15 protein-coding genes and 1 riboswitch are annotated in these 21,189 nt (G+C 62.3%); of the genes, 7 read left to right on the plus strand and 8 right to left on the minus strand.

Features of this window, described 5'->3' with window-relative positions; translation table 11 throughout:
- A partial coding sequence (locus HGSM_RS07845) for an MFS transporter (protein ID WP_040594894.1) occupies positions 1–954 on the plus strand: 954 nt, incomplete at its 5' end.
- A 123-nt stretch (positions 955–1,077) separates the two neighbouring features.
- Here the strand turns inward: HGSM_RS07845 and purU are convergent.
- The gene (purU, locus tag HGSM_RS07850) at positions 1,078–1,938 is read right to left on the minus strand and encodes a formyltetrahydrofolate deformylase (RefSeq protein WP_019148196.1); all 861 of its coding nucleotides are present in this window, start codon (positions 1,936–1,938) and stop codon (positions 1,078–1,080) included.
- Between the two features lie 69 nt (positions 1,939–2,007).
- Here purU and HGSM_RS07855 point away from each other — a divergent pair, with 69 nt between their 5' ends.
- Positions 2,008–2,538, plus strand: a complete 531-nt coding sequence (locus tag HGSM_RS07855; protein WP_019148197.1) for a GNAT family N-acetyltransferase — start codon at positions 2,008–2,010, stop codon at positions 2,536–2,538.
- A gap of 78 nt (positions 2,539–2,616) precedes the next feature.
- On the opposite strand, the gene HGSM_RS07860 is transcribed toward HGSM_RS07855, so the two are convergent.
- Both HGSM_RS07860 and HGSM_RS07865 read right to left on the minus strand, forming a co-directional pair.
- On the minus strand, positions 2,617–3,393 hold the full coding sequence (locus HGSM_RS07860) for an ATP-binding cassette domain-containing protein (RefSeq protein WP_019148198.1): 777 nt from the start codon (positions 3,391–3,393) through the stop codon (positions 2,617–2,619).
- Positions 3,390–4,634: an ROK family transcriptional regulator gene (locus tag HGSM_RS07865; RefSeq protein ID WP_019148199.1), complete on the minus strand. Its 1,245-nt coding sequence runs from the start codon at positions 4,632–4,634 to the stop codon at positions 3,390–3,392. Before HGSM_RS07865 ends, HGSM_RS07860 begins: the two co-directional genes overlap by 4 nt.
- Positions 4,635–4,750: 116 nt before the next feature.
- Positions 4,751–4,873, plus strand: a riboswitch (ZMP/ZTP riboswitch).
- A 98-nt stretch (positions 4,874–4,971) separates the two neighbouring features.
- On the opposite strand from HGSM_RS07865, the gene glyA reads away from it, so the two are divergent.
- From glyA to HGSM_RS07885, 4 genes are all read left to right on the plus strand, one after another.
- Entirely contained in the window at positions 4,972–6,261 is a 1,290-nt protein-coding gene (glyA, locus tag HGSM_RS07870; RefSeq protein WP_019148200.1) for a serine hydroxymethyltransferase, read from the plus strand.
- An 89-nt stretch (positions 6,262–6,350) separates the two neighbouring features.
- Positions 6,351–7,232: a bifunctional methylenetetrahydrofolate dehydrogenase/methenyltetrahydrofolate cyclohydrolase gene (locus tag HGSM_RS07875; protein ID WP_019148201.1), complete on the plus strand. Its 882-nt coding sequence runs from the start codon at positions 6,351–6,353 to the stop codon at positions 7,230–7,232.
- Positions 7,233–7,734: 502 nt separating this feature from the next.
- Positions 7,735–12,435, plus strand: a complete 4,701-nt coding sequence (locus HGSM_RS07880; RefSeq protein ID WP_019148202.1) for an ExeM/NucH family extracellular endonuclease — start codon at positions 7,735–7,737, stop codon at positions 12,433–12,435.
- A gap of 144 nt (positions 12,436–12,579) precedes the next feature.
- Positions 12,580–13,383 (plus strand): exodeoxyribonuclease III, encoded by an 804-nt coding sequence (locus HGSM_RS07885; RefSeq protein ID WP_019148203.1) that lies wholly within the window; start codon positions 12,580–12,582, stop codon positions 13,381–13,383.
- 157 nt (positions 13,384–13,540) lie between these two features.
- Here the strand turns inward: HGSM_RS07885 and HGSM_RS07890 are convergent, their stop codons facing one another.
- The 3 genes from HGSM_RS07890 to HGSM_RS07900 all read right to left on the minus strand — a co-directional run bounded on the left by HGSM_RS07890 (position 13,541) and on the right by HGSM_RS07900 (position 16,628).
- Positions 13,541–14,692 carry an Mrp/NBP35 family ATP-binding protein gene (locus tag HGSM_RS07890; RefSeq protein ID WP_019148204.1) on the minus strand — a complete coding sequence of 384 codons (1,152 nt, stop codon included), beginning with the start codon at positions 14,690–14,692 and terminating at the stop codon, positions 13,541–13,543.
- A 97-nt stretch (positions 14,693–14,789) separates the two neighbouring features.
- Positions 14,790–15,296, minus strand: a complete 507-nt coding sequence (locus tag HGSM_RS07895) for a DUF1003 domain-containing protein (protein WP_019148205.1) — start codon at positions 15,294–15,296, stop codon at positions 14,790–14,792.
- Between the two features lie 3 nt (positions 15,297–15,299).
- Positions 15,300–16,628 (minus strand): magnesium transporter MgtE N-terminal domain-containing protein, encoded by a 1,329-nt coding sequence (locus tag HGSM_RS07900; RefSeq protein ID WP_051009775.1) that lies wholly within the window; start codon positions 16,626–16,628, stop codon positions 15,300–15,302.
- Between the two features lie 141 nt (positions 16,629–16,769).
- On the opposite strand from HGSM_RS07900, the gene HGSM_RS13735 reads away from it, so the two are divergent.
- Complete coding sequence (locus tag HGSM_RS13735) at positions 16,770–17,843, plus strand: general stress protein (protein ID WP_195891365.1); 1,074 nt, start codon at positions 16,770–16,772, stop codon at positions 17,841–17,843.
- Positions 17,844–17,938: 95 nt separating this feature from the next.
- Here the strand turns inward: HGSM_RS13735 and HGSM_RS07910 are convergent, their stop codons facing one another.
- Together HGSM_RS07910 and HGSM_RS07915 are read right to left on the minus strand one after the other, a co-directional pair.
- Positions 17,939–19,207: an MFS transporter gene (locus HGSM_RS07910; RefSeq protein WP_019148208.1), complete on the minus strand. Its 1,269-nt coding sequence runs from the start codon at positions 19,205–19,207 to the stop codon at positions 17,939–17,941.
- Positions 19,208–19,555: 348 nt separating this feature from the next.
- A complete protein-coding gene (locus tag HGSM_RS07915; RefSeq protein WP_019148209.1) occupies positions 19,556–21,130 on the minus strand; it encodes an aminopeptidase P family protein in 1,575 nt (524 codons plus the stop codon).
- Between the last annotated feature and the right edge of the window lie 59 nt (positions 21,131–21,189).

A 21,189-nucleotide genomic window follows, 5' to 3' on the forward strand; every position in this document is an offset into this window, starting at 1 on the left:
CTGATCGTGGCGAGCCTGATCCTGTCCGTGGCAACGGTGTTTTTTGACGTCGCCCACCTCAGCTATGTCCCGGGTCTGGTGGGGTTGAGACACGTCTCCGAGGGCAACACCAAGCTGCAGGCGACCTACTCGATCGCGGCGGTGGCCGTGCCGGCTGTGGGCGGCATGATGCTCAAGATCGTGAGCGCGCCTTTCCTCATTGCTGTCAACGTGGTGACCTACTTCCTCTCGGTCATCTTCCTGGGTCGCATCAAGAAGCGCGAGGAACTCCCGCCGAGCGACTCGCATCTGCCCATGGGCAAGGCGATTGCCGAGGGCCTGAACTTCATCATTAAGACTCCGCTGCTCAACCGTCTGGTCCTTGCCACAGGTGCGAGCGCGATCTTCTCCACGATGGGCTGGACAATGCTCATCAAGTACGCGGTGACCGACCTCAAGATCGCCGAGGGCGAGATTGGCGTCATCATGTCCGCCTCCGCGATCGGCGGCATTATTGGTGCGCTCATCGTCCGCAAGATGACGCTGCTCGTGGGAGAGGGGCGCATCATCGCGCTCTCCGCGCTGGCCACCCCGATCCTGTTCATCGGCATCCCACTCGCGGCAACCCTCATGGCGGCGGGTGTGAACCCTATGATTCCGCTGATCGTCTCGGGCTTCATGATGCAGATTTCGAACACGTTCTTCAACGTGTCCCAGGTCAGCTTCCGCCAGCGCCTATGCCCGCCACACCTGCTGGGCCGCATGAACGCCTCGTTCCGATTCATCGTCTGGGGCGGCATGCCCATCGCGAGCCTGCTCGCCGGCGTGATCGCCACGCACTTCGGCATGGTCACGATGATGTGGGTGGTGGTTGTCGGCGAGATCCTCGCGGCGCTGCCGCTTGTCCTGTCCAAGTTCGTCACCATGCGCGATCTGCCTGGTGGCGGCACCATCCAGGACGTCGACGTCTCTTAGTCGCGGGTCATGAACTGATTCACGACGATCTTGGTCCTGTAACGACAACCGCTCCCGACCCAGCCAGGCTGGGTCGGGAGCGGTTGTGCGTACGCGAGCCGAATCGTCGAAAATCTGGGTTTTCTAACGGAAGACGACCGTGCGGTCACCGTTCATGAGCACGCGGTGCTCCGCGTGCCAGCGGACGGCGCGGGACAGGACTCGGCGCTCCACGTCCTGACCGAGCGCAACGAACTGCTCGGCAGACATTTCGTGGTTGACGCGCTCGGTGTCCTGCTCGATGATCGGGCCCTCGTCCAGGTCGGCGGTCACGTAGTGGGAGGTCGCACCGATCAGCTTCACGCCGCGGTGGTGCGCCTGGTGATACGGCTTGGCGCCCTTGAACGAGGGCAGGAACGAGAGGTGGATGTTGATGACGCGGCCGTTGAGCGCGCGGCACAGGTCGTCCGAGAGGACCTGCATGTAGCGGGCCAACACCACGAGCTCGGCATCGAGCTCTGAGACGAGTGCAAGGAGATCTGCCTCCGCCTGCGCCTTGTTGTCCTTGGTCACGGGGATGTGGTGGAACGGGACGCCGTAGAACTCGGCGAGTTCCGCCAAGTCGGTGTGGTTGCCCACGACAGCGACGACGTCGATGGGGAGACCGGACGCACGCTGGTGAAAGAGCAGGTCGTTGAGCGCGTGGGCGGCCTTGGACACCATGAGGACCGTGCGCATCTTGCGGCCCACAACATCTAGGTTCCACGACATGGCGAACTCTTTTGCAATTGGGGCGATCGCGGACTCAAGGTCCTCACGACTTTGCGTGGACAGTACCTGAACACGCATGAAGAAGAGGTTGGTCTCCGGGTCGCCGTACTGCTTGGACTCGGTGATGTTTCCCCCGTGCTCAGCGAGGAGCCCGGCAACGGCATGCACGATGCCGGGACGGTCGGGACAGGACAGAGTGAGAACCCAGTGTGTGGGGGAAATTTCGGTGGTCACGCTCTATAGATTACTGCGGCGCGCGTGGACAATGCGGCCCGAGTCCATAAAGTCTGCAACGATATACCCATGAGTGAGCCAGACATCACAATCGCCCTGCTGACCAACGACCACGCCGGAGAGCTCCTGACTCTTCGCCGCGCGGCCTTTGTCACCGAGGCGCAGACGTACGGGGATCCCAACATCCCACCGCTGACGCAGACCCTCGACGAGCTGATCGAGGACATCGCGCGCGAGGACGTCGTCACGCTGGGAGCCTGGCTGGGGCACCGCTTGGTCGGCTCTGTGCGTGTCGAACTCGAGGACGGCAAGGCGACCCTCGGACGCCTCGCAGTTGCTCCCGACCTTCAGGGGGAGGGTATCGGTACCCAGATGATGTGGGCAGTCCTCCCACACCTGCCGGAGGAGACCACTGAGATCTGGGTATTCACGGGCAAGGACTCCAAGCAAAACATCGCGATGTACCAAAAGAACGGGTACGAGCACCAGCACGACCAGATCGCCGGCGACCTGACCTACGCCTACCTGCGCAAGATCCTCGGCGACGGGGAATCGTTCGGAGACCAAGACACTGCCGCCGAAGGCGACGACCAGCAGTAGATTCTTCCAGTATTGCTAAGGCCCGGTGCCGCAAGAAGCCTTGCGACACCGGGCCTTAGCCGTGCTGTCGGTTGTGGACTAGTCGTCAGTTGCACCCGTGATGAGGGCGACGAGGCGCTCGTAGGAGATATCCGTGGAGTGGAATGTGCCGTTGTTACGGCCAAGTCTAAGAACCACGATCCTGTCAGCCACCGCCTGAACCTCCGCGAGGTTGTGGGAAATGACCACGACGCCCAACCCACGCTCGCGCAGCGACTCGATGAGATTGAGCACCTCCGCGCTCTGCGTGACGGACAGCGCCGACGTGGGCTCATCAAGCAGAATCACCTTGGGGTTGCCGAGCATCGTGCGCGCGATCGCGACTGACTGCTTCTGGCCACCGGACAAGGAGGAAACCCGAGTGCGGATCGAAGGCATCCTCGCCTTGAGTTTGCGGAACAGCGATACCGCTTCCTCTTCCATGTGGTGATCCGAGAGAAAGCCGCGCTTGGTGTACTCCCGTCCGAGGAACAGGTTGGCCACGATGGACAGGTTGTCGGCCAACGCGAGGTCCTGGAACACGGTGGCGATTCCAAGGTCCTGTGCGCTCGCGGGCGAGTGGATCGATACGGGCGAGCCCTCAAACTCGATGACTCCGGCGTCCGGCGTGAAAACTCCCGCCAGCATCTTGACCAGCGTGGACTTGCCAGAGCCGTTGTCGCCAACGATGGCTACAACCTCGCCCGGATACACCTCGAAGTCGACGTTGTTGATGGCGTGCACGGCGTTGAAGTGCTTGGACACTCCACGCATTGCGATGAGTGGTTGGCGCCTCACGGACGCCATGTTCTCGGGACCGGTCACAGCGGTGTTCACTGGTCCTCCAGGTGAGTAGGAACGGGGGAAGGGATGGGGGACAGGGCGCTTGCGGAGCCTGAACCCATCAGGATGGAACCGTCTTCAACAAATCGCTCGAGCGCGAACGCGGCCACGCCGAGAAGTTCAGCGTCTGCACCGAGGCTGCCCTTTTCCACCCTGATCGACTCCGCCACCGAAGGCAGCGAGAAGCGTTCGATCGCTTCACGAACCGGGCCCAGAAGGATCTCGCCGGCGTCCGCTAGGTCGCCGCCGAGAATAACTCGCTCCGGGTTGAACACGTTGCACAGGTTGGCTGCCGCCATGCCGATCTTGCGACCCGCATCTGAGATGACGCGAATACAGCCCAGGTCGCCCTCAGCCGCGAGCCGGAGCATGTCCTTGAGCGTGAGAACGCCGTGGCTTCCCCTCAACGAATCGAGGAGTACTGCTGCACCGGCCTCAGTTTCGAGACAGCCTCTGTTGCCGCAGCGGCAAATCGCGCCGTCAGGGTTGACCGTCATGTGGCCGAACTCTCCGGCGGAGCCGTTGGCTCCCCAGAAGATCTGCGAGTTCAAAATGAGGCCCGCGCCAATCCTCAATCCGGACTGGATGTAGAGAACATGGCGGGCGCCCATCGCGGCACCGTGCTTGAGTTCCCCGAGGGCACCCATGTTGGAGGCGTTTGCCACTGCGACTGGCTTGTTGATCCGCTGGCTCATGACATCCATGACGGGAACGTTGTCCCAGCCGCGCATGATTCCGGGGGAAGAAATGAGTCCCGTGGACATGTCCACGGGTGCTGGCAGCGCCAGCCCAACTCCGAGGAGCTCGGAGGAGCTGGCGTCCACCGTCTCGAGCATGTCCGCAATGAGGAGCGCGGCGCGGTCCAGGCCGGCGTCGGCCCGGTGGTCGGTGCCCAGGGGAAGCCTGTGGTCCGAGAGGAGGCTGCCCGAGGTATCGGCGAGTGCGACGCGCATATGCCGAAGCCCAAACTGGACGGCGCCAACGAGCCCGGGTGTGCGCGCCAAAGTGACGTGCTGGGCTCGGCGTCCGCTGCGAATGGACTGGGTCGTGTTCAACACGCCAAGGGCGGTGAGCTCCTTGACGATGTTCGACACGGTAGCAGCGGAAAGCCCAGTAGCGCCGGCAAGCTCAACCTGGGTGAGCCCGCCAAACTGCTTGATCGCGTCAATGATTCGTGCTCTGTTCGATTCACGAAGCGAAGACTGCGACCCCGGTGTCGGAGGCTTTGCGTTCACACAATGAACTTTAGCCTTTGTGGCGGTCAAGACGGTAAAACGCGACACACTCCGGACTTAACCGAATCGTGTGGCCCACGGCACTACCAGCCCCGCTCGGCTCTCCTATAGAATGAACGGGTTGTCGCAACTGGCGCAGCCCGCCTCCTCGGTACCCGAGGACAAGCATGGGCGTGGTGGGTTACCACCGGGGAGTGACACATTCTCTCGACTTAGGGTCGTTCGCCTGGGCCCGGTCACCACACGAGTGTGTGCGTTGCCGGCGAGTTTCCTCTTTCCGGTACTGCACACAGCAGTTACACACGTCCGCGGTCACGCCGCATAGACAAGGAGAGACATGACTGCCCAGAACGATTCGGTGATGAACCAGGGCCTCGCCCAGGTGGATCCTGAAATTGCCGCTGTACTCGATGGTGAACTCGCACGTCAGCGCGGGACCCTCGAGATGATCGCATCTGAGAACTTTGTTCCGCGCTCCGTACTCCAGGCACAGGGCTCCGTCCTGACCAACAAGTACGCAGAGGGCTACCCGGGTCGCCGCTACTACGGTGGCTGCGAAGAGGTAGACATTGCTGAGAACCTCGCGATCTCCCGTGCGAAGGAACTGTTCGGCGCCGAGTTTGCGAACGTTCAGCCACACGCAGGTGCACAGGCAAACGCCGCAGTCCTGCACGCTCTCATCAACAAGGGCGACAAGATCATGGGTCTCAACCTGGCGCACGGTGGCCACCTGACCCACGGAATGAAGATCAACTTCTCCGGAAAGCTCTACGAGGTCGCGGCATACGGCGTTGAGGAGGACACCTCCCGTCTGAACATGGACCGCGTCCGTGAGCAGGCGCTTGCAGAGCGTCCAAACGTCATCATCGCCGGTTGGTCCGCATACCCGCGCCACCTCGACTTCGAGGCATTCCGCTCGATCGCCGATGAGGTTGGTGCCTACCTGTGGACCGACATGGCCCACTTTGCTGGTCTCGTTGCAGCAGGCCTGCACCCAAGCCCAGTCCCACACTCCGACGTGGTCTCCTCGACCGTACACAAGACGATCGGTGGCCCACGCTCAGGCTTCATTTTGGCTAAGGAGCAGTACGCCAAGAAGATCAACTCCGCTGTGTTCCCAGGCCAGCAGGGTGGTCCGCTCATGCACGTGGTTGCCGCCAAGGCAGTCGCTTTCAAGATCGCCGGATCAGCCGAGTTCAAGGAGCGCCAGGAGCGTGTCCTACGCGGCGCTCAGATCCTTGCCGAGCGTCTGGTTCAGCCGGACGTCGCAGAGGCTGGCGTTACCGTGCTGACCGGTGGCACCGACGTCCACCTCGTGTTGGTCGACCTGCGCAAGTCGCCTCTCGACGGCCAGCAGGCTGAGGACCTCCTGCACTCGGTGGGCATCACCGTCAACCGCAACGCGGTTCCTTTCGACCCACGTCCGCCAGCAGTCACTTCGGGCCTGCGCATCGGTACGCCAGCGCTCGCCTCACGCGGATTCGGCGACGTCGAGTTCACCGAGGTTGCAGACATCATCGCCGAGGCTCTTAAGGCCGGAGCCGGTGCCGATGTTGAGTCCCTGCGTGCACGCGTAGCCAAGCTCACCGAGGACTTCCCACTGTACGAAGGCCTTGAGCAGTACTGATAGGCAACTGATTGGGCCCGGCAAGAGCCGGGCCCAATCGCTTTCTAGGCGCGGCGCCCCGTGAGGCGCGCGCATTCGAAGGGATTAGCATGACTGCCCAGATTTTGGATGGAAAGGCCGCTGCCGCGGCAATCAAGGCGGACCTCACGCAGCGCGTTGCGGCGCTCGCGGAACGGGGCATTGTTCCTGGCCTCGGCACACTGCTGGTGGGAGAGGACCCCGGCTCCCAGTGGTACGTGGCGGGCAAGCACCGCGATTGCGCAGAGGTTGGCATCTCCTCGATTCGGGAGGACCTGCCGTCCTCCGCGAGCGAGGACGAGATCATCGCTGCCGTTGAGCGCCTGAACTCTAACCCAGAGTGCACCGGATACATTGTTCAGCTCCCGTTGCCCAAGGGCGTGGACACTAACAAGATCCTCGAGCTCATCGACCCGGCAAAGGACGCGGACGGCCTGCACCCGATGAACCTCGGCCGGCTCGTGCTGCGCGTGGGCGAGGAAATCGACTCCCCGCTGCCCTGCACACCAGCGGGAATTATCGAGCTCATCGAGCGTAACGGAGTGAGCCTCGCTGGAAAGCACGTAGTGGTTGTTGGCCGCGGCACGACCGTGGGCCGCTCTATCGGACTGCTCCTGACCCGCAAGGCCGTCAACGCGACCGTGACTCTCACGCACACTGGCACCAAGGACCTCGAGTCCCACATCCGCCAAGCAGACGTGGTGATTGGTGCGGCCGGCGTGCCGGGAATCATCCGTGCGGACTGGGTCAAGCCAGGTTCAGTGCTCATTGACGTGGGCGTTTCCCGTGCCATCGACCCGGAGACCGGCAAGTCTAAGGTTGTTGGGGACGTCGAGCCAACTGCGGCTGAGGTCGCCGGATGGATCTCGCCAAACCCGGGTGGCGTCGGCCCGATGACCCGCGCTTTCCTCCTCGAGAACGTGGTGGCGACCGCGGAGCGCAACGCACGCTGACCCAGTTTCACCAGGCGAATTGAGCGCCGGCTGCCCGTGGGGCGGCCGGCGCTCGTGCGTTGTTAGGGACCCGTCTGAGGGAAGATGCCCGGTGTCCTCTGCAGCAGCCCGGCATTCTGGGTGGCCAGTGCGGAGACTCGGTGAGGCGTTGCCAGCGGCCCGCAGGGGCCGCCCCAAACGCGACCACAGCGCGACGAAAGCGGTCTGCGAGGGGTGCGTCGATCGTCGTGAATCTTGTTGAAATGGGCAGTAGTGCCCACACGGGCATGAGATGAAATATCTCAAAACACCTCACTACCCATCGTCAAACGCTTTACGTTGTGGTTCGATGGCCGGTACTGACCCGTGAGGTGTCCCGCGTCACACGATGTTGTGTTGTTACGTGGGGTTTATCTTATGGACGCCGCGCGTTTTCATGAAGCGGGTACACCTTGGGTGTCAGGTTCCACCTTGACCAGCACCAACGGTTACTAATTGGCTCGTGTGAAGACAAGGACAACTAATGAAGCGGAATAACCTACCGCGTAGAGCGATAGCCAGCACGCTGGCATCAGCTCTTCTCGTAGCTCCACTGGGCGCGGCAATAGCCGCCCCCGCATATGCCGAAGACACCCCACTCACCATCGCTGAAGTGCAAGGCTCGAGCGATGTTACTCCCTATTTGGGCAAGTCGGTCACCGTACGAGGCGTAGTCACAGCCGTCTACGCAACCGGCGGATTCAACTCCTACGTCATCCAGACCCCCGGCTCTCCACAGGCTCCAACGACCGGTAAGTCTGATGCGATCACGGTCTATCAAAAGTCGGTTCCCACGGTAAAGATCGGCGACTACCTCGAGGTCACTGGAACGGCTGGGGAGTTCAACGGACTGACCCAGATCTCCGCACCGACCCACACCGTCCTAACGGACACGGTTGAAGCGCCACAGCCACTGAGCATCGACTGGCCCAAGACCAACGCAGAGCGGGAAAAGTACGAGGGCATGCTGTTTGCGCCCACCGGAACTTACACGGTCTCCAACACGTACTCGACCAGCCAGTACGGCGAAGTGGGACTAGCGTTCGGCAACTCGCCGCTCGTCCAGCCCACCGAGGTAGGAACCCCCGGCTCGGACGCGGCAAAGGCGCAGGCCGACCGCAACGCCGAGATCGGCGTGATCCTTGACGACGGCTCGAACACGGACTTCACCAAGTCAAAGGACGAAGCTCCACCGTTCATCTCGCTGACCAACCCCGTCCGGGTCGGTGCAGCAGTGACCTTCACGGAGCCGATGATCATCGACTACCGCAACAACAAGTGGAAGCTCAACCCAACCACGCCGATGCTGGCGGGCGCGGAGACCGTTTCCTTCAAGAACACCCGTACCTCCAAGCCGGACGTGGCAAGCCTTGCAGGATCCGACATCAAGGTCGCCTCCTTCAACGTGCTGAACTACTTCACCACAACCGGTGACACGTGGCCCGGATGCACCGCCTACACCGATCGCAACGGGGTTGGCATCACCGTCAAGAGCTGCCCCGGCAACGGTCCACGCGGAGCGTGGGACGCAGCGAGCCTGAAGCGTCAGCAGTCCAAGATCGTTGCTGCAATCAACGCAACGGACGCCGACGTCATCGGCCTCATGGAGATCGAGAACTCCGCGGTCCTGGGTGAGGCAGCGGACGAGGCAGTCTCCACCCTGGTCAAGGCGCTCAACGTGGCCGCCGGTTCCTCCAAGTGGGACTACGTCCGCTCATCCAAGGACCTACCAGCAGTAGCTGAGCAGGACGTCATCACGAACGCGATCATCTTCCAGAAGGCAGCGGTTAAGCCAGTCGGAGAGTCCCACGCGCTCGGTGACCAGAGCGGCGCAGGCGAGCCATTCATTAACGCCCGTGAGCCACTTGGCCAAGCATTTGAGCCAGTTGCCGGCGGAGAGCCATTCTTTGTAGTGGTCAACCACTTCAAGTCCAAGGGCTCCGCGGGACCACTCCCAGGAGACGCCGATTCGGGTGACGGACAGGGCGCTTCGAACGCGTCACGCGTGGCCCAGGCCAACGCTCTGGTGACGTGGATTCCACAGGTCCTGGAGACCGTGACCACCGAGGCGGGCAAGGCGGTCAAGGACGTTGCGCTCGTGGGTGACTTCAACTCGTACTCCGAAGAAGACCCAATGCACGTCCTGTACAAGGCCGGGTACACCAACGCCAACACTGCGTACGCTGAAGGCCAGTACTCCTACTCGTACCAGGGCATGTCCGGTTCGCTCGACCACGTTCTGTTCAACGAGTCGCTCGGTGAGCGCACCGTCGGGGCAGACATCTGGGAGATCAACGGACCAGAGTCGATCGCACTCGAGTACAGCCGCTACAACAACTTCACGCAGCTGTACCACGCATCCAACGCCTTCCGTTCCTCCGACCACGACCCAGTGATTCTCGGGTTCACCGCGGGAACCAAGGCAAAGACCACCACGCTTAACCTGCTGGACATCAACGACTTCCACGGTCGCATCGATGCCAACACGGTGAAGTTTGCTGGAACCATCGAGAAGGCCCGTGCCGCAGCTGGTGAGGACAAGACGCTCTTCATCTCCGCAGGTGACAACATCGGTGCCTCGCTGTTCGCCTCCGCAGTTGCAGACGACAAGCCAACCCTTGACGTCCTCAACGCCCTCGACCTGGCAACCTCGGCCGTGGGTAACCACGAGTTCGACAAGGGCTGGGACGACCTCAGCGGTCGCGTCAACGACCAGACCAACTTCAACTACCTCGGCGCGAACGTCTACGCCAAGGGCACCAAGACCCCCGTGCTGAAGACCCACGAGATCATCACTGTGGACGGCATCAAGGTCGGCATCATCGGTGCAATCACACAGGAGACCCCAACCCTGGTTTCGCCGGGTGGTATTTCCAACCTCGACTTTGGCGACCCAGTAGAGGCGGTCAACAAGGTTGCTGCACAGCTCTCGGATGGCAAGGCAAAGAACGGCGAGGCTGACGTCCTCGTCGCGCTCTACCACGAGGGAGCGAGCGCCGGTACTCCGGACGGTTCCAACCTCGAGACCGAGGTCGACCACGGTGGCATCTTCGCGGACATTGTGACCAAGACTGACGCCGAGGTTGACGCAATCTTCACCGGCCACACGCACAAGCAGTACGCGTGGCTTGCAAACAACGGTTCGGGCGCGCTTCGTCCGGTCATCCAGACCGGTTCGTACGGCGAGTACGTTGGCCAGGCACTCCTGACCGTTGACCTGGCAACCAAGGATGTTGTTGACGCTGAGGCAAACAACCTTGCACGCCTCAAGGACGACGACGCAGCTCTCATCGCGGCCTACCCACGCGTTGCCAAGGTCTCCACAATCGTTACCGAGGCACTCAAGGCAGCGGACGAAGTGGGTAAGGAAGTTGTTGGCTCTGTTGCGGCTGACATCACGTCCGGTCACTCCGGTGGAAGCTACGTGGACGGCGCGTACGTGGGTGGCAAGCGTGACAACCGCGCAGAAGCCTCACCTCTGGGCACGCTCGTAGCAGACGCACTTCGTTCGACCCTGTCGGCTCCTGAGCGCGGCGGCGCACAGATTGGCGTTGTGAACCCAGGTGGTTTGCGTGCTGACCTGGACTTCGACGAAATAGCCAAGGACGGCAGCATCACGTACGCCGAGGCCAACGCAGTCCTACCATTCGTCAACAACCTGTGGACCACCAACCTCACCGGTGCACAGGTCAAGACGATGCTCGAGCAGCAGTGGCAGCGCGACAGCAAGGGCAATGTCCCTTCGCGTCCATACCTGCAGCTCGGCCTGTCGGAGAACGTCACCTACACCTTTGACGAGACCCGTGCAGAGGGCGACCGCATCACCTCGATCACTGTGGATGGCAAGCCAATCGATCCAGCCGCCACTTACGTGATCGGAACGTTCTCCTTCCTCGCTCAGGCCGGAGACAACTTCTGGGTGTTCAACGAGTCCACCGGTACCAAGGACTCGGGTCTGATCGACCGCGACGCCTGGATCGCCTACCTCAAGGCGAACCAAAACCTTAAGCCTAACTTTGCGCGCTCCGGCGTCGAGGTAATTGGGCTCAAGAACACGGCTGAGGTTGGGGAAACCCTCACCTTCACAGCTCAGGGAATGAACATTGAGGCCCTCGGCGCCCCGGAGAACACCGAACTCACGGCTCAGTTCGTGGGCGGAGAGCTCTCCGCTCCTGTCGCGGCGGGAACCTTCCCAATCACCGCGGACGCTGCAAGCGTCTCGTTCGCAGTGCCAGCGGGAGCAGCGGGAGCAACTACGCTCCAGCTGATCGCCAAGGAGTCCGGAACCACCGCTAACGTTCCAGTTGCAGTGGGTGCGGGCACTGTCACGCCTGACCCGGCTGTGGCAACCACAACGGTGCTCAAGGCCGGAAAGTCGGTCTCAGGTAAGACCACGACGCTCACCGCAACGGTGACCGCCAAGGACACTGCCGCTTCAGCGCTCGCGGGTAAGGTCACCTTCTACGAGGGCAAGAAGTCGCTCGGCTCCGCAACCCTGAAGTCCGGCAAGGCGACGCTTTCGGTGAAGCTGTCTGCGGGCAAGCACTCGATCACCGCGAAGTTCGTGCCAACGGACGCAGCGGCATTCTCCGGGTCCACCTCGAAGTCCCTGACGGTTTCGACCGCCAAGGCATCGTCGAGCGTGAAGGCTAAGCTCTCCGCTTCCTCGGTGACCTATCCGAGCACCGCAAAGGTTGCCGTGACGGTCACTGGATCCAACATCAAGCCAACCGGCAAGGTGGAGATCTACAACGGCTCCAAGAAGCTCGCCTCGGCGACTCTCAAGGCGGGCAAGGGCTACACCGCTTCGGCAACTGTGAAGCTGCCTAAGCTCAAGCCAGGTTCGTACAAGCTCACGGCCAAGTACGTCGGTTCCTCGGAACTGGCAAGCTCGACCACCAAGCTGTCGACCCTCAAGGTGTCCAAGTACTCGACCAAGACCTCTTGGTCGGTGACGTACACCGGCAAGACCGTCAAGGTTGCCGTAACCGGTAAGGGAACACCTTCCGGCAAGGTCACCTTGACCGTCGACGGCAAGAAGGCCGGCACCGCAACCCTCAAGGGCGGCAAGGCGACATTCTCCATCAAGTCGCCAGGTAAGGGCCTGCACACCTACAAGGTCAGCTACTCCGGTAGCGACTACGCCAAGGCATCATCCTCGACCAAGCGATTCCTCGTTCGGTAACGGCTGATTCCAAGGCGGGGCCCACGATCACAATCGTGGGCCCCGCCTTTTTGTGCTCCGCCATGATTCACGACGATTCACTCACGTTGGCCGGTCATCGGCGAGTTATTGCCGGGCTCGGTGTGAATCGGGGAAGATAGGGGCATGTTCACGATTGCAACGGTCAACGTTAATGGAATTCGCGCCGCCTACAGAAAGGGCATGGGGGAGTGGCTTGAGGCCACGAATCCTTCGGTCCTGCTCATGCAGGAGGTGCGCGCAACGGATGAGATCGTTGCGGACCTGCTGGGGTCCGAATGGACCTTTGTACACCAGGCCTGCGACATCAAGGGCCGCGCGGGCGTGGCAATTGCGACCAAGTCGTCGTTTGAAGCAGTTCGCATCGGACTGGGGAACGGCGAACCAGAGGTGCCCGTGGACACGGGGCGCTGGGTCGAGGCCGACCTGACGCTCCCCGGAGGCGACCAGATCACGGTGGTTTCCACTTACATCCACTCCGGAACCGCTGGCACGGAAAAGATGGCCCAGAAGTACGCCCACCTGGACAAGGTGACGGCGCGCTTGGGCGAACTCATGGAGTCCGACCGCCACGTCGTGGTCGCGGGAGATATCAACATCGCTCACACCAACAACGACATCAAGAACTGGAAGGGCAACCTCAAGACAGCAGGCTTCCTGCCTGAGGAACGCGCCTACCTGGATCGCTGGTTCGGCGCAGGATGGACTGACCTTGGTCGAAAGATGGCGGGCGAGGTCGCGGGGCCATATACGTGGTGGTCGAACCGCGGTCAGGCCTTTGACAATGACTCGGGCTGGCGTATTGACTATCAGTTGGCCACTCCGGCGCTCGCAGAGATCGCGTCAAACGCGCGCGTTGACCGTGCTCCTTCCTACGACACCCGCTGGTCGGACCACGCGCCGCTGCTCGTGGACTACGAGCTCAACTAGGCGCCGCGCCGTGGTTGCTTCAACCGCACCTTGCTAGGTGGCCGTGTCGGAGTCACCTCGTACAAGACAATGGGGCACCCTCCGTGGCGGAGAGTGCCCCAAACGCGTTCCTGGGTGGGGTGTTACGAGGCCGGGGGCTCGCGTAACTGACCGGTCCTTAGAGCGGCGTGATATTCAGCCGCAGGCCCGAGAGTCCGCGTTCCGAGTGTGCGAGTGACAAGGCGATCTCTGTCAGTGCCTTTGCCGCAGGCGACTCCGGGTGCGCCAAAACTACGGGGACTCCCGCGTCGCCGTCCGCGCGTAGGTCGATGTCGAGGGGAATCTGTCCGATGAGCGGCACGTCCGTACCCGTCATCTTGGACAGCGATGCGGAGACCGCTTCGCCTCCACCCGATCCGAAGATCTCCAGTTTGCTGCCGTCGGGCTGTTCGAGCCACGCCATGTTCTCCACCACGCCTGCCAGCTTCTGGCCGGTCTGCAGTGCGATCGAGCCGGAGCGCTCAGCTACCTCGGCGGCGGCAACCTGAGGGGTCGTGACCGTAAGGATGGACGAGTTGGGCAGGAGCTGGGCCACGGAAATCGCGATGTCCCCGGTGCCCGGTGGAAGATCAAGGAGTAGGACGTCGAGGTCTCCCCAGTAAACATCAGTGAGGAACTGCTCGAGCGCGCGGTGCAGCATGGGGCCGCGCCACACCACGGGCTGCCCCGGAGGTACGAACATTCCGATGGAGACAACCTTGACCTCATGAGAGATCGGGGGCAGAAGCATCGAGTCCACTCGGGTGGGCTGACCCTCTACGCCAAGCATGCGTGGGATGGAGAACCCGTAGATGTCCGCGTCCAGAACCCCGACCTTGACACCGTTCTTGGCCATCGCGGCGGCGAGGTTAGCAGTGACAGTGGACTTGCCCACGCCACCCTTTCCGGAGCCGATCGCGTAAATCTTGGTGAGGTTTCCGGGCTGCGTAAACGGGATGACCGGAGTAGCGGATCCGCGCAGCATGACGCGCAGTTCTTCTCGCTGCTGTGCGTTCATAGAACCGAGTTCGATGCGCACATTGTCAACGCCGGGGACGCTCTCGGCGGCCTGAGTGACGAGGTTGACGATGTCGCCTTTCATGGGGCAACTCGGCGTGGTCAGGTCGATCCCGATGAGGGCAGTGGTCCCTGCCTCACTCTCCTGGATCTCGATGGACCGCACCATTTTGAGCTCTGTGATCGGCCGGCGAATCTCGGGGTCGATGACGGTTGCAAGGGCCGAATCGAGTCCTTGGCGGAGCACATCGACATTGGCTGGGGTTGTAGGCATGTACTCAGTCTAGCGAGCGGTAAGCACGTCAGATCTGTGACCTATTACCTGCCCACGGCGGGCTGGGTTCAGCGTGCCCCGCGTGGGCGAGGGCCGACTAGTCCAGTTCTTCCTCGCGCTCGTTCGAACGCTCCTTCTCCAACTCCTCAAGGAGATTTCTCAGTTCCGAACGGAGGAAGTCACGGGTGGCGACCTCGCCGAGCGCGATGCGCAGGGAGGCCATCTCGCGCGCTAGATACTCGGTGTCTGCGAGATTGCGCTCGCCGCGCTGCCGGTCCTGCTCTGCAGTGACGCGGTCACGGTCGGCCTGTCGGTTCTGCGCGAGCAGGATGAGGGGAGCTGAATAGGACGCTTGAAGGGAAAGCATAAGCGTCAGCGCGGTGAAGCCGTTGGCCGCCTTGTCAAACCTCAGGTCAGCCGGGCCAAAAGTGTTCCACGCAAGCCAGATAATGCAGAAGAGGGTCATCCAGACGAGGAACTTGGGAGTACCCATGAAACGGGCGATGCCTTCGGCGCTCTGGCCGAAGCTGTCTTCGTTTCGAGAGGAGCGTCGGGGGAACCAAGACCGCTTGGCCTCTTTCGGCGTATCGAGACGATCTGCCATGTCCTACCCCTTCCTCTTAAGTGGACGAGCTGGGCTCGTCTGCACGGCTTCATCGGGTGTGGTCGTGGTCTGGTACTCGTCCTCTAGGGACTTCTCACGCCAGTCCTCTGGGAGGAGGTGGTCGAGAGCGTCGTCCACGGAGACAGCCCCAAGGAGCCTGCGCTCCGAGTCGAGGACGGGGAGCACGAGGAGGTTATAGGTTGCAAAGAGTTTCGCGACCTCGCCGATTGTTGCGTCCGTTCCGACGTGTTCTGACTGTGAGTCCACAACGGTACCAATCGCCTGGTGTGGAGGTTCACGCAGGAGTCGCTGGAAGTGAACTGCGCCAAGGAAGCGCCCAGTGGGCGTCTCGAGTGGCGGCCTGACCACGAACACGACCGAGGCAAGTGCAGGGGAGAGGTCCGCGCGCCTAATGTGTGCAAGTGCCTGCGCGATGGGGGTTTCGGGTGCGATGATGACCGGTTCTGTGGTCATCATTCCACCGGCGGTGTCCTCGTCGTACGCGAGCAGACGACGAACGTCCTCTGCCTCGTCCGGCTCCATCGCCTCGAGAAGTTCGGCGGCTTGGTGCTCGGGCAGCTCGTGCAGGAGGTCCGCAGCGTCATCGGGCTGCATGGCCTCGAGGACGTGGGCCGCGCGGTCGGTTTCGAGCGAGGAGAGGATAGACACCTGGTCGTCCTCGGGAAGTTCTTCAAGGACGTCAGCAAGACGTTCGTTGTCCAGAGCGCTCGCAACTTCCACGCGGCGGCTATCTGCGAGGTCGTGAAGTACCTCTGCGAGGTCAGCTGGCTTGAGGTCCTCATATGCCGCGAGCAGGGAAGCAGCACCTTGCGCCTCGGTCGTGTAGGCGAGGGTGTTGACTGCGGATACATCCACTGTCATCGTGTGACCGCGCCGGCGTAGGCGCAGGCCCGTGGTCTTTTCTTCGATCCGCCGGACGAACAGCTTGGTGACGTTCCAATCGCTAGAACGCTGCTTCTCGATAGCTAGGTCCTCAATGATCGCGTCGCCGCTACCATCCTTGAGCGTGACCCTGCGGTCCAGCAATTCACCGAGCGCTAGGGTTTCGGTCTGGCGCTGCTCGAACCTGCGCATGTTGAGAAGACCGGTGGAAATGACCTGCCCAGAGTCGATTGCAGTGATGCGGGTGAGCGGTAGGAAGACCCTGCGTTTCCCCGGAACCTCGACGACCAGCCCCACGGCGCGTGGGGCTCGGGTAAGACGCAACAAAACCACGACGTCACGAACGCGCCCAACCTGATCACCCAGAGGGTCGAAGACGGGGGTTCCAGCGAGTCGTGCCACAAAAACGGGGGTTCCAACGCTGCTCACGTTCTAACAGTACGCAATATTGGGTCGCCACGAGCGCTCCCAAGCCCAAAAGCGGATGAAAAGCGCCTCTGGTAGCGAAAAAGTGTGTACGCATGGTGCTTGTCGCAGGTCAGACACGCTCAATGGTGCGAAGATCGATGAATGAGCATGATGAACCCCAACGTACCGCCCAAGGTACCTACGATGCCTCGCGGCAATGAGATTGCCGCGTATTCCACTTACCTTGAAGCGCAGAAGGCAGTGGACACACTCTCGGATGAGGGCTTTGCGGTTCAGTCGGTCACGATTGTTGGCCACGACCTGCACACCGTTGAACGCGTGACGGGGCGCCTCACCTACCCTCGAGTTGCGTTTGCTGGATTCGCGTCCGGTGCTTGGTTTGGTCTGTTTGTTGGCCTGTTGCTCGGGATGTTCGGGAACGGTGGACAGGGTCCGATCCTCCTGTCTGCGGTACTGATCGGTGGAGCATTTGGTCTGCTGTTCTCGGTCCTGAGCTATGCACTGACCCGGGGTAAGCGGGACTTCACCTCGCAGAGCCAAATCGTGGCTGCCCGGTACGTTCTCCTGTGCGCACCGGAAACCGCAGGCAAGGCACGCGCCCTACTCATGGAAAAGGGCGTTGCTGGAAATTCGGGCGTGGGTGCTCCGGCTCCGGCGCCGCAGTCATCCCAGCCGAACCCCATGGCGGGAAGGTACGGTGCTTCCGCGCCGTCCACGCAGGCCCCAGCAGACGCGCGCACTCCGGGAGCGCAGCAGTCAGGCACTCCTTCGACCTCGCAGTCGGATAAGGCCGCTGACCTCACTGCCGCTCCTCTTCGTCCCCGCACCTACGGCGAGGCACTCGACGCGCAGCGCCGCTCGGAGCGCTCGCCCGCAGCACCGGCGGCAGCACAAGCTCCGCCAGTAGTCCCCGCTGCACCAGCCGCTCCAGTCGAGGATCCGCAGGCCCCTACAACTGCCATCGCTCCTGCGGATGCTGGGCACGAGGGCGGACACCGCGCACCAAGCGTCCCAACGCCCGCTGAATTGGACGCGTCCAAGGATGGGGAAGCAGACGCCGTCGAGGCACTAGCCGCCGCCGTTGTCACTGACCCTGCCCCCGCTGTACCCCCAGTACCCGAAGCAGTGGAGGGCAAGGATTCCGGCGCACAGGAGCAGGACTCACAGCCGGCGTCGCAGGCTAACGACAACCCGTACCAGGCAAAGAACGACTAGCACGCCCGCGCCCCGCGCAGGTACGTAGCACCACCTAAGTGAAGCGGGGAGGTGGCCATTGGCCACCTCCCCGCTTCACTTATGCCCAGTGCGGTTTATTTCGCAGTCACCGTCTGGTCCGGCCGATCGATCTCCGCCTGGCCTTCCAATCCACCCCACAGTGCGGGCAGCACGGGGATCACGGAGAACAGTCCCGCAATGGCGCACACCCACAGCGTTGGCCATGGACCGAGCACGGATCCGAGCCAGCCGCCTAGCAGCGAGCCAATCGGAATAACGCCCCACACGATGAACCGGACGGAGGCGTTCATGCGCCCCAAGAGTTCCGGTGGGCACACGCGCTGGCGGTACGAGACCTGCGCGATGTTGTATACGAGCGTGCAGAAGTTGGTCGCGAACATTCCCACAGCAAGCAGTACCGCTGCCACGGGAACTGAGAAGAACCCGGACGCAGGTGTCAGAAACTCGAAGAGCGACCACGTAATGCCCGCGATGGGGATGACGCGCAGGGTCCCAATACGCAGAGTGATGCGATCCGCAACGACAGCGCCGATCAGGCCGCCCGCGGAGCCCACGGCGATGATGATGCCGTACAACCCTGTGGGGATGTCGACGAGTCGCAGGATGAAGATCAGCGCGATGGCCGAAGCAGCCGAGTTGAAGAGATTGGAGATCGCGGTCATCGCCACGATTCTGCGCAGCACCCGGTGCTGCAAGACCCAAGAGAGCCCTTCCTTGATGTCCCGCACGAGGCTCTGGCGTTCGGCAGCCGGAGGGAGTTCCTCGGCGTGGCTGATACGCCCGAGGGTCGTCGCCGAAACGAGGTAGGTAACCACCGTTGCACCCAGGATGGAAATGGGTGCAAACGCCTTGATGAGCAAGCCGCCCAGTGCGGGGCCGAGGATATACGCCACGGAGTGGGTCGCCTCGAGTTTGGAGTTTGCTTCCACCAGATGCACCTTGCCCGCGATGGCCGGCACAAAGCTCTGGTAGGACACGTCAAAGAATGTATTGCACACGCTCATAGCCAGCGCGACCACGATGAGTAGAGGGAACGAGGCGTTGCCGGTTACGGTCATGACCACGAGCGCGGCCAGCACGCTGGCGCGGATAATGTCCGCTACGATCATGACCCTGCGCTTGCGCATGCGGTCGACCCACGCCCCCACGGGCAGCCCGATGACCAGGAACGCGGCCGACTCCGCCGCGTTGAGATACCCCATCTGCATCTCGGAGGCGTGCAGCACCTGAACCGCAAAAATCGGGATGATGAAACCCGCAAGTTGGGCCCCAAACTGTCCGGCAGCGTCGCCGGACCACAGGAGCCGAAAATCTCGATTATTCAGGAGTTCGCTTCGAGCCATTGGCAGAGCATAGCGCGCCGGGGCGCTCGCGGGTGCGTGTTTTCCTACCGCGAGACGCCGCCGAGATCTCGGCGCCCTTTCATCGAACGGATGATTATCCATCCGTTCGACACCCAACGGATGGATATCCCTCCGTTCGATGGAGCGGGACCCAGCCCAATCGTCGAAAATCTTTCAATGAGAGCATTCCTGAGCCCACTCTCCCTCTCGAGAGTGGGCTCAGGAATACTCTCGTTCAAATGTGCGACGATCTTGGCCGGTTTCCAGCCCCAACCCGCCGTGATCACCATCTGGCGTGAAAAAAAAGGGGCCCCGCGCGCATTGCGCGCGGGGCCCCAAAACGCAAGGTTACTTGAGCAGCGAGGCCATCCAAGCCTCAACCTCTTCAGGCTTGCGGGGGAGAGCTGCAGTGAGGTTCTCGTTGCCGTTCTCGGTCACGAGCACGTCGTCCTCGATGCGGACGCCGATGCCGCGGTACTCCTCGGGGACCGCGAGGTCGTCCGACTTGAAGTACAGGCCCGGCTCGATGGTGAAGACCATGCCCGGCTCGATGACGCCGTCCACGTACATCTCGCGGCGCGCAGCGGCGCAGTCGTGCACGTCTAGGCCAAGGTGGTGGCTCGTGCCGTGCACCATCCAGCGGCGGTGCTGCTGGCCCTCAGGGGACAGCGACTCCTCTGCGGAGACGGGGAGCAGGCCCCATTCCTCGAGGCGCGCGGCGATGACCTTCATGGCTGCCGCGTGCACGTCGGAGAACTTGTTGCCGGGGACGGCTACCTCGAACGCGGCGTCTGCGGCGTCGAGAACTGCCTGGTAGATCTTGCGCTGGATGTCGGAGTACGTGCCGTTGATGGGCAGCGTGCGCGTGACGTCCGCGGTGTAGAGGGACTCGACCTCAACGCCCGCATCCACGAGGACGAGCTCGCCCTCGTTGACCTTGCCGTCGTTGGTGATCCAGTGCAGTGTGGTGGCGTGGTCGCCTGCTGCAGCGATGGTCTCGTAGCCCACGGAGTTGCCCTCGAGGCGTGCGTTTGCGTCGAACACTGTCTCGATGACGCGCTCTCCGCGGCGGTGCTCGACCGCGCGTGGGAGGTTCTTGACTACCTCGGCGAAGCCGGCGATCGACTGCGCGACTGCCTCGCGCATCTGCTCGATCTCCCAGTCGTCCTTGGTCAGGCGGATCTCTGCGAGAACCTCGGCGAGCTTAGCGTCGAGTTCGGCGAGTTCAGCAGTGGCTTCCTCAGAGGCCACGTCAAATCCAGCTTCGGCGCGCAACGCCTCAACGAGTGCCTCGATCTCGGCGTCTGCCTCGGGCACAACACGCAGCGAGACGTGGCCTGGGCCGAGGTCCTTGGACAGGACGTCGGTCAGCGAGTCGATGTGGGCGGCGCGGATGCCGGTCAGGCGCTCGACGTCCTCAAGGGTTGGACGGGCACCCACCCAGAACTCGCCGTAGCGGGAGTCCGCATAGAACTCCTCGGAGTTGCGGTCCGCGAGCGGACGCACAAAGAGAATGGCCTCGTGGCCGGTTGGGTTGCCGTCCTGGTCAAACGTTGGGTTCAGTACGAGGACTGCGTCCGGCTCCTGGTCCGTGCCAAAACCTGTGAGGTGGGCAAACGCCGAGTGTGGGCGGAACCGGTAGTCGGTGTCGTTGGAGCGTACTTTGAGGCCACCAGCCGGAACCACGAGGCGTTCGCCTGGGAATGCTGCGGACACGGCGTCGCGGCGGGCCGGGGTGAACGAGGCAAAGTCTCCGGCAACGATGCCGAGGTCCTTGCGGTCCTCCCAGTTCGAGGTCATGAACTCCTTGAACTTTTCGGAGTTGGGGCGGTGGCTGCGGTTGTTGACGCGGTTCTTGAGCTCCGCACGGAGCTCTTCGGCGGTTTCGCCTTCTGCGTGAGTGGGCTGGGTGTTCTCATTCATGCCTCCCATTGTCCCACTGAATGGAACGGATCGGGCCTGTGATCGCAGACAGAGAACGG

Source organism: Timonella senegalensis JC301 (genome assembly GCF_000312125.1).
Taxonomy (GTDB): Bacteria; Actinomycetota; Actinomycetes; order Actinomycetales; family Cellulomonadaceae; genus Timonella; species Timonella senegalensis.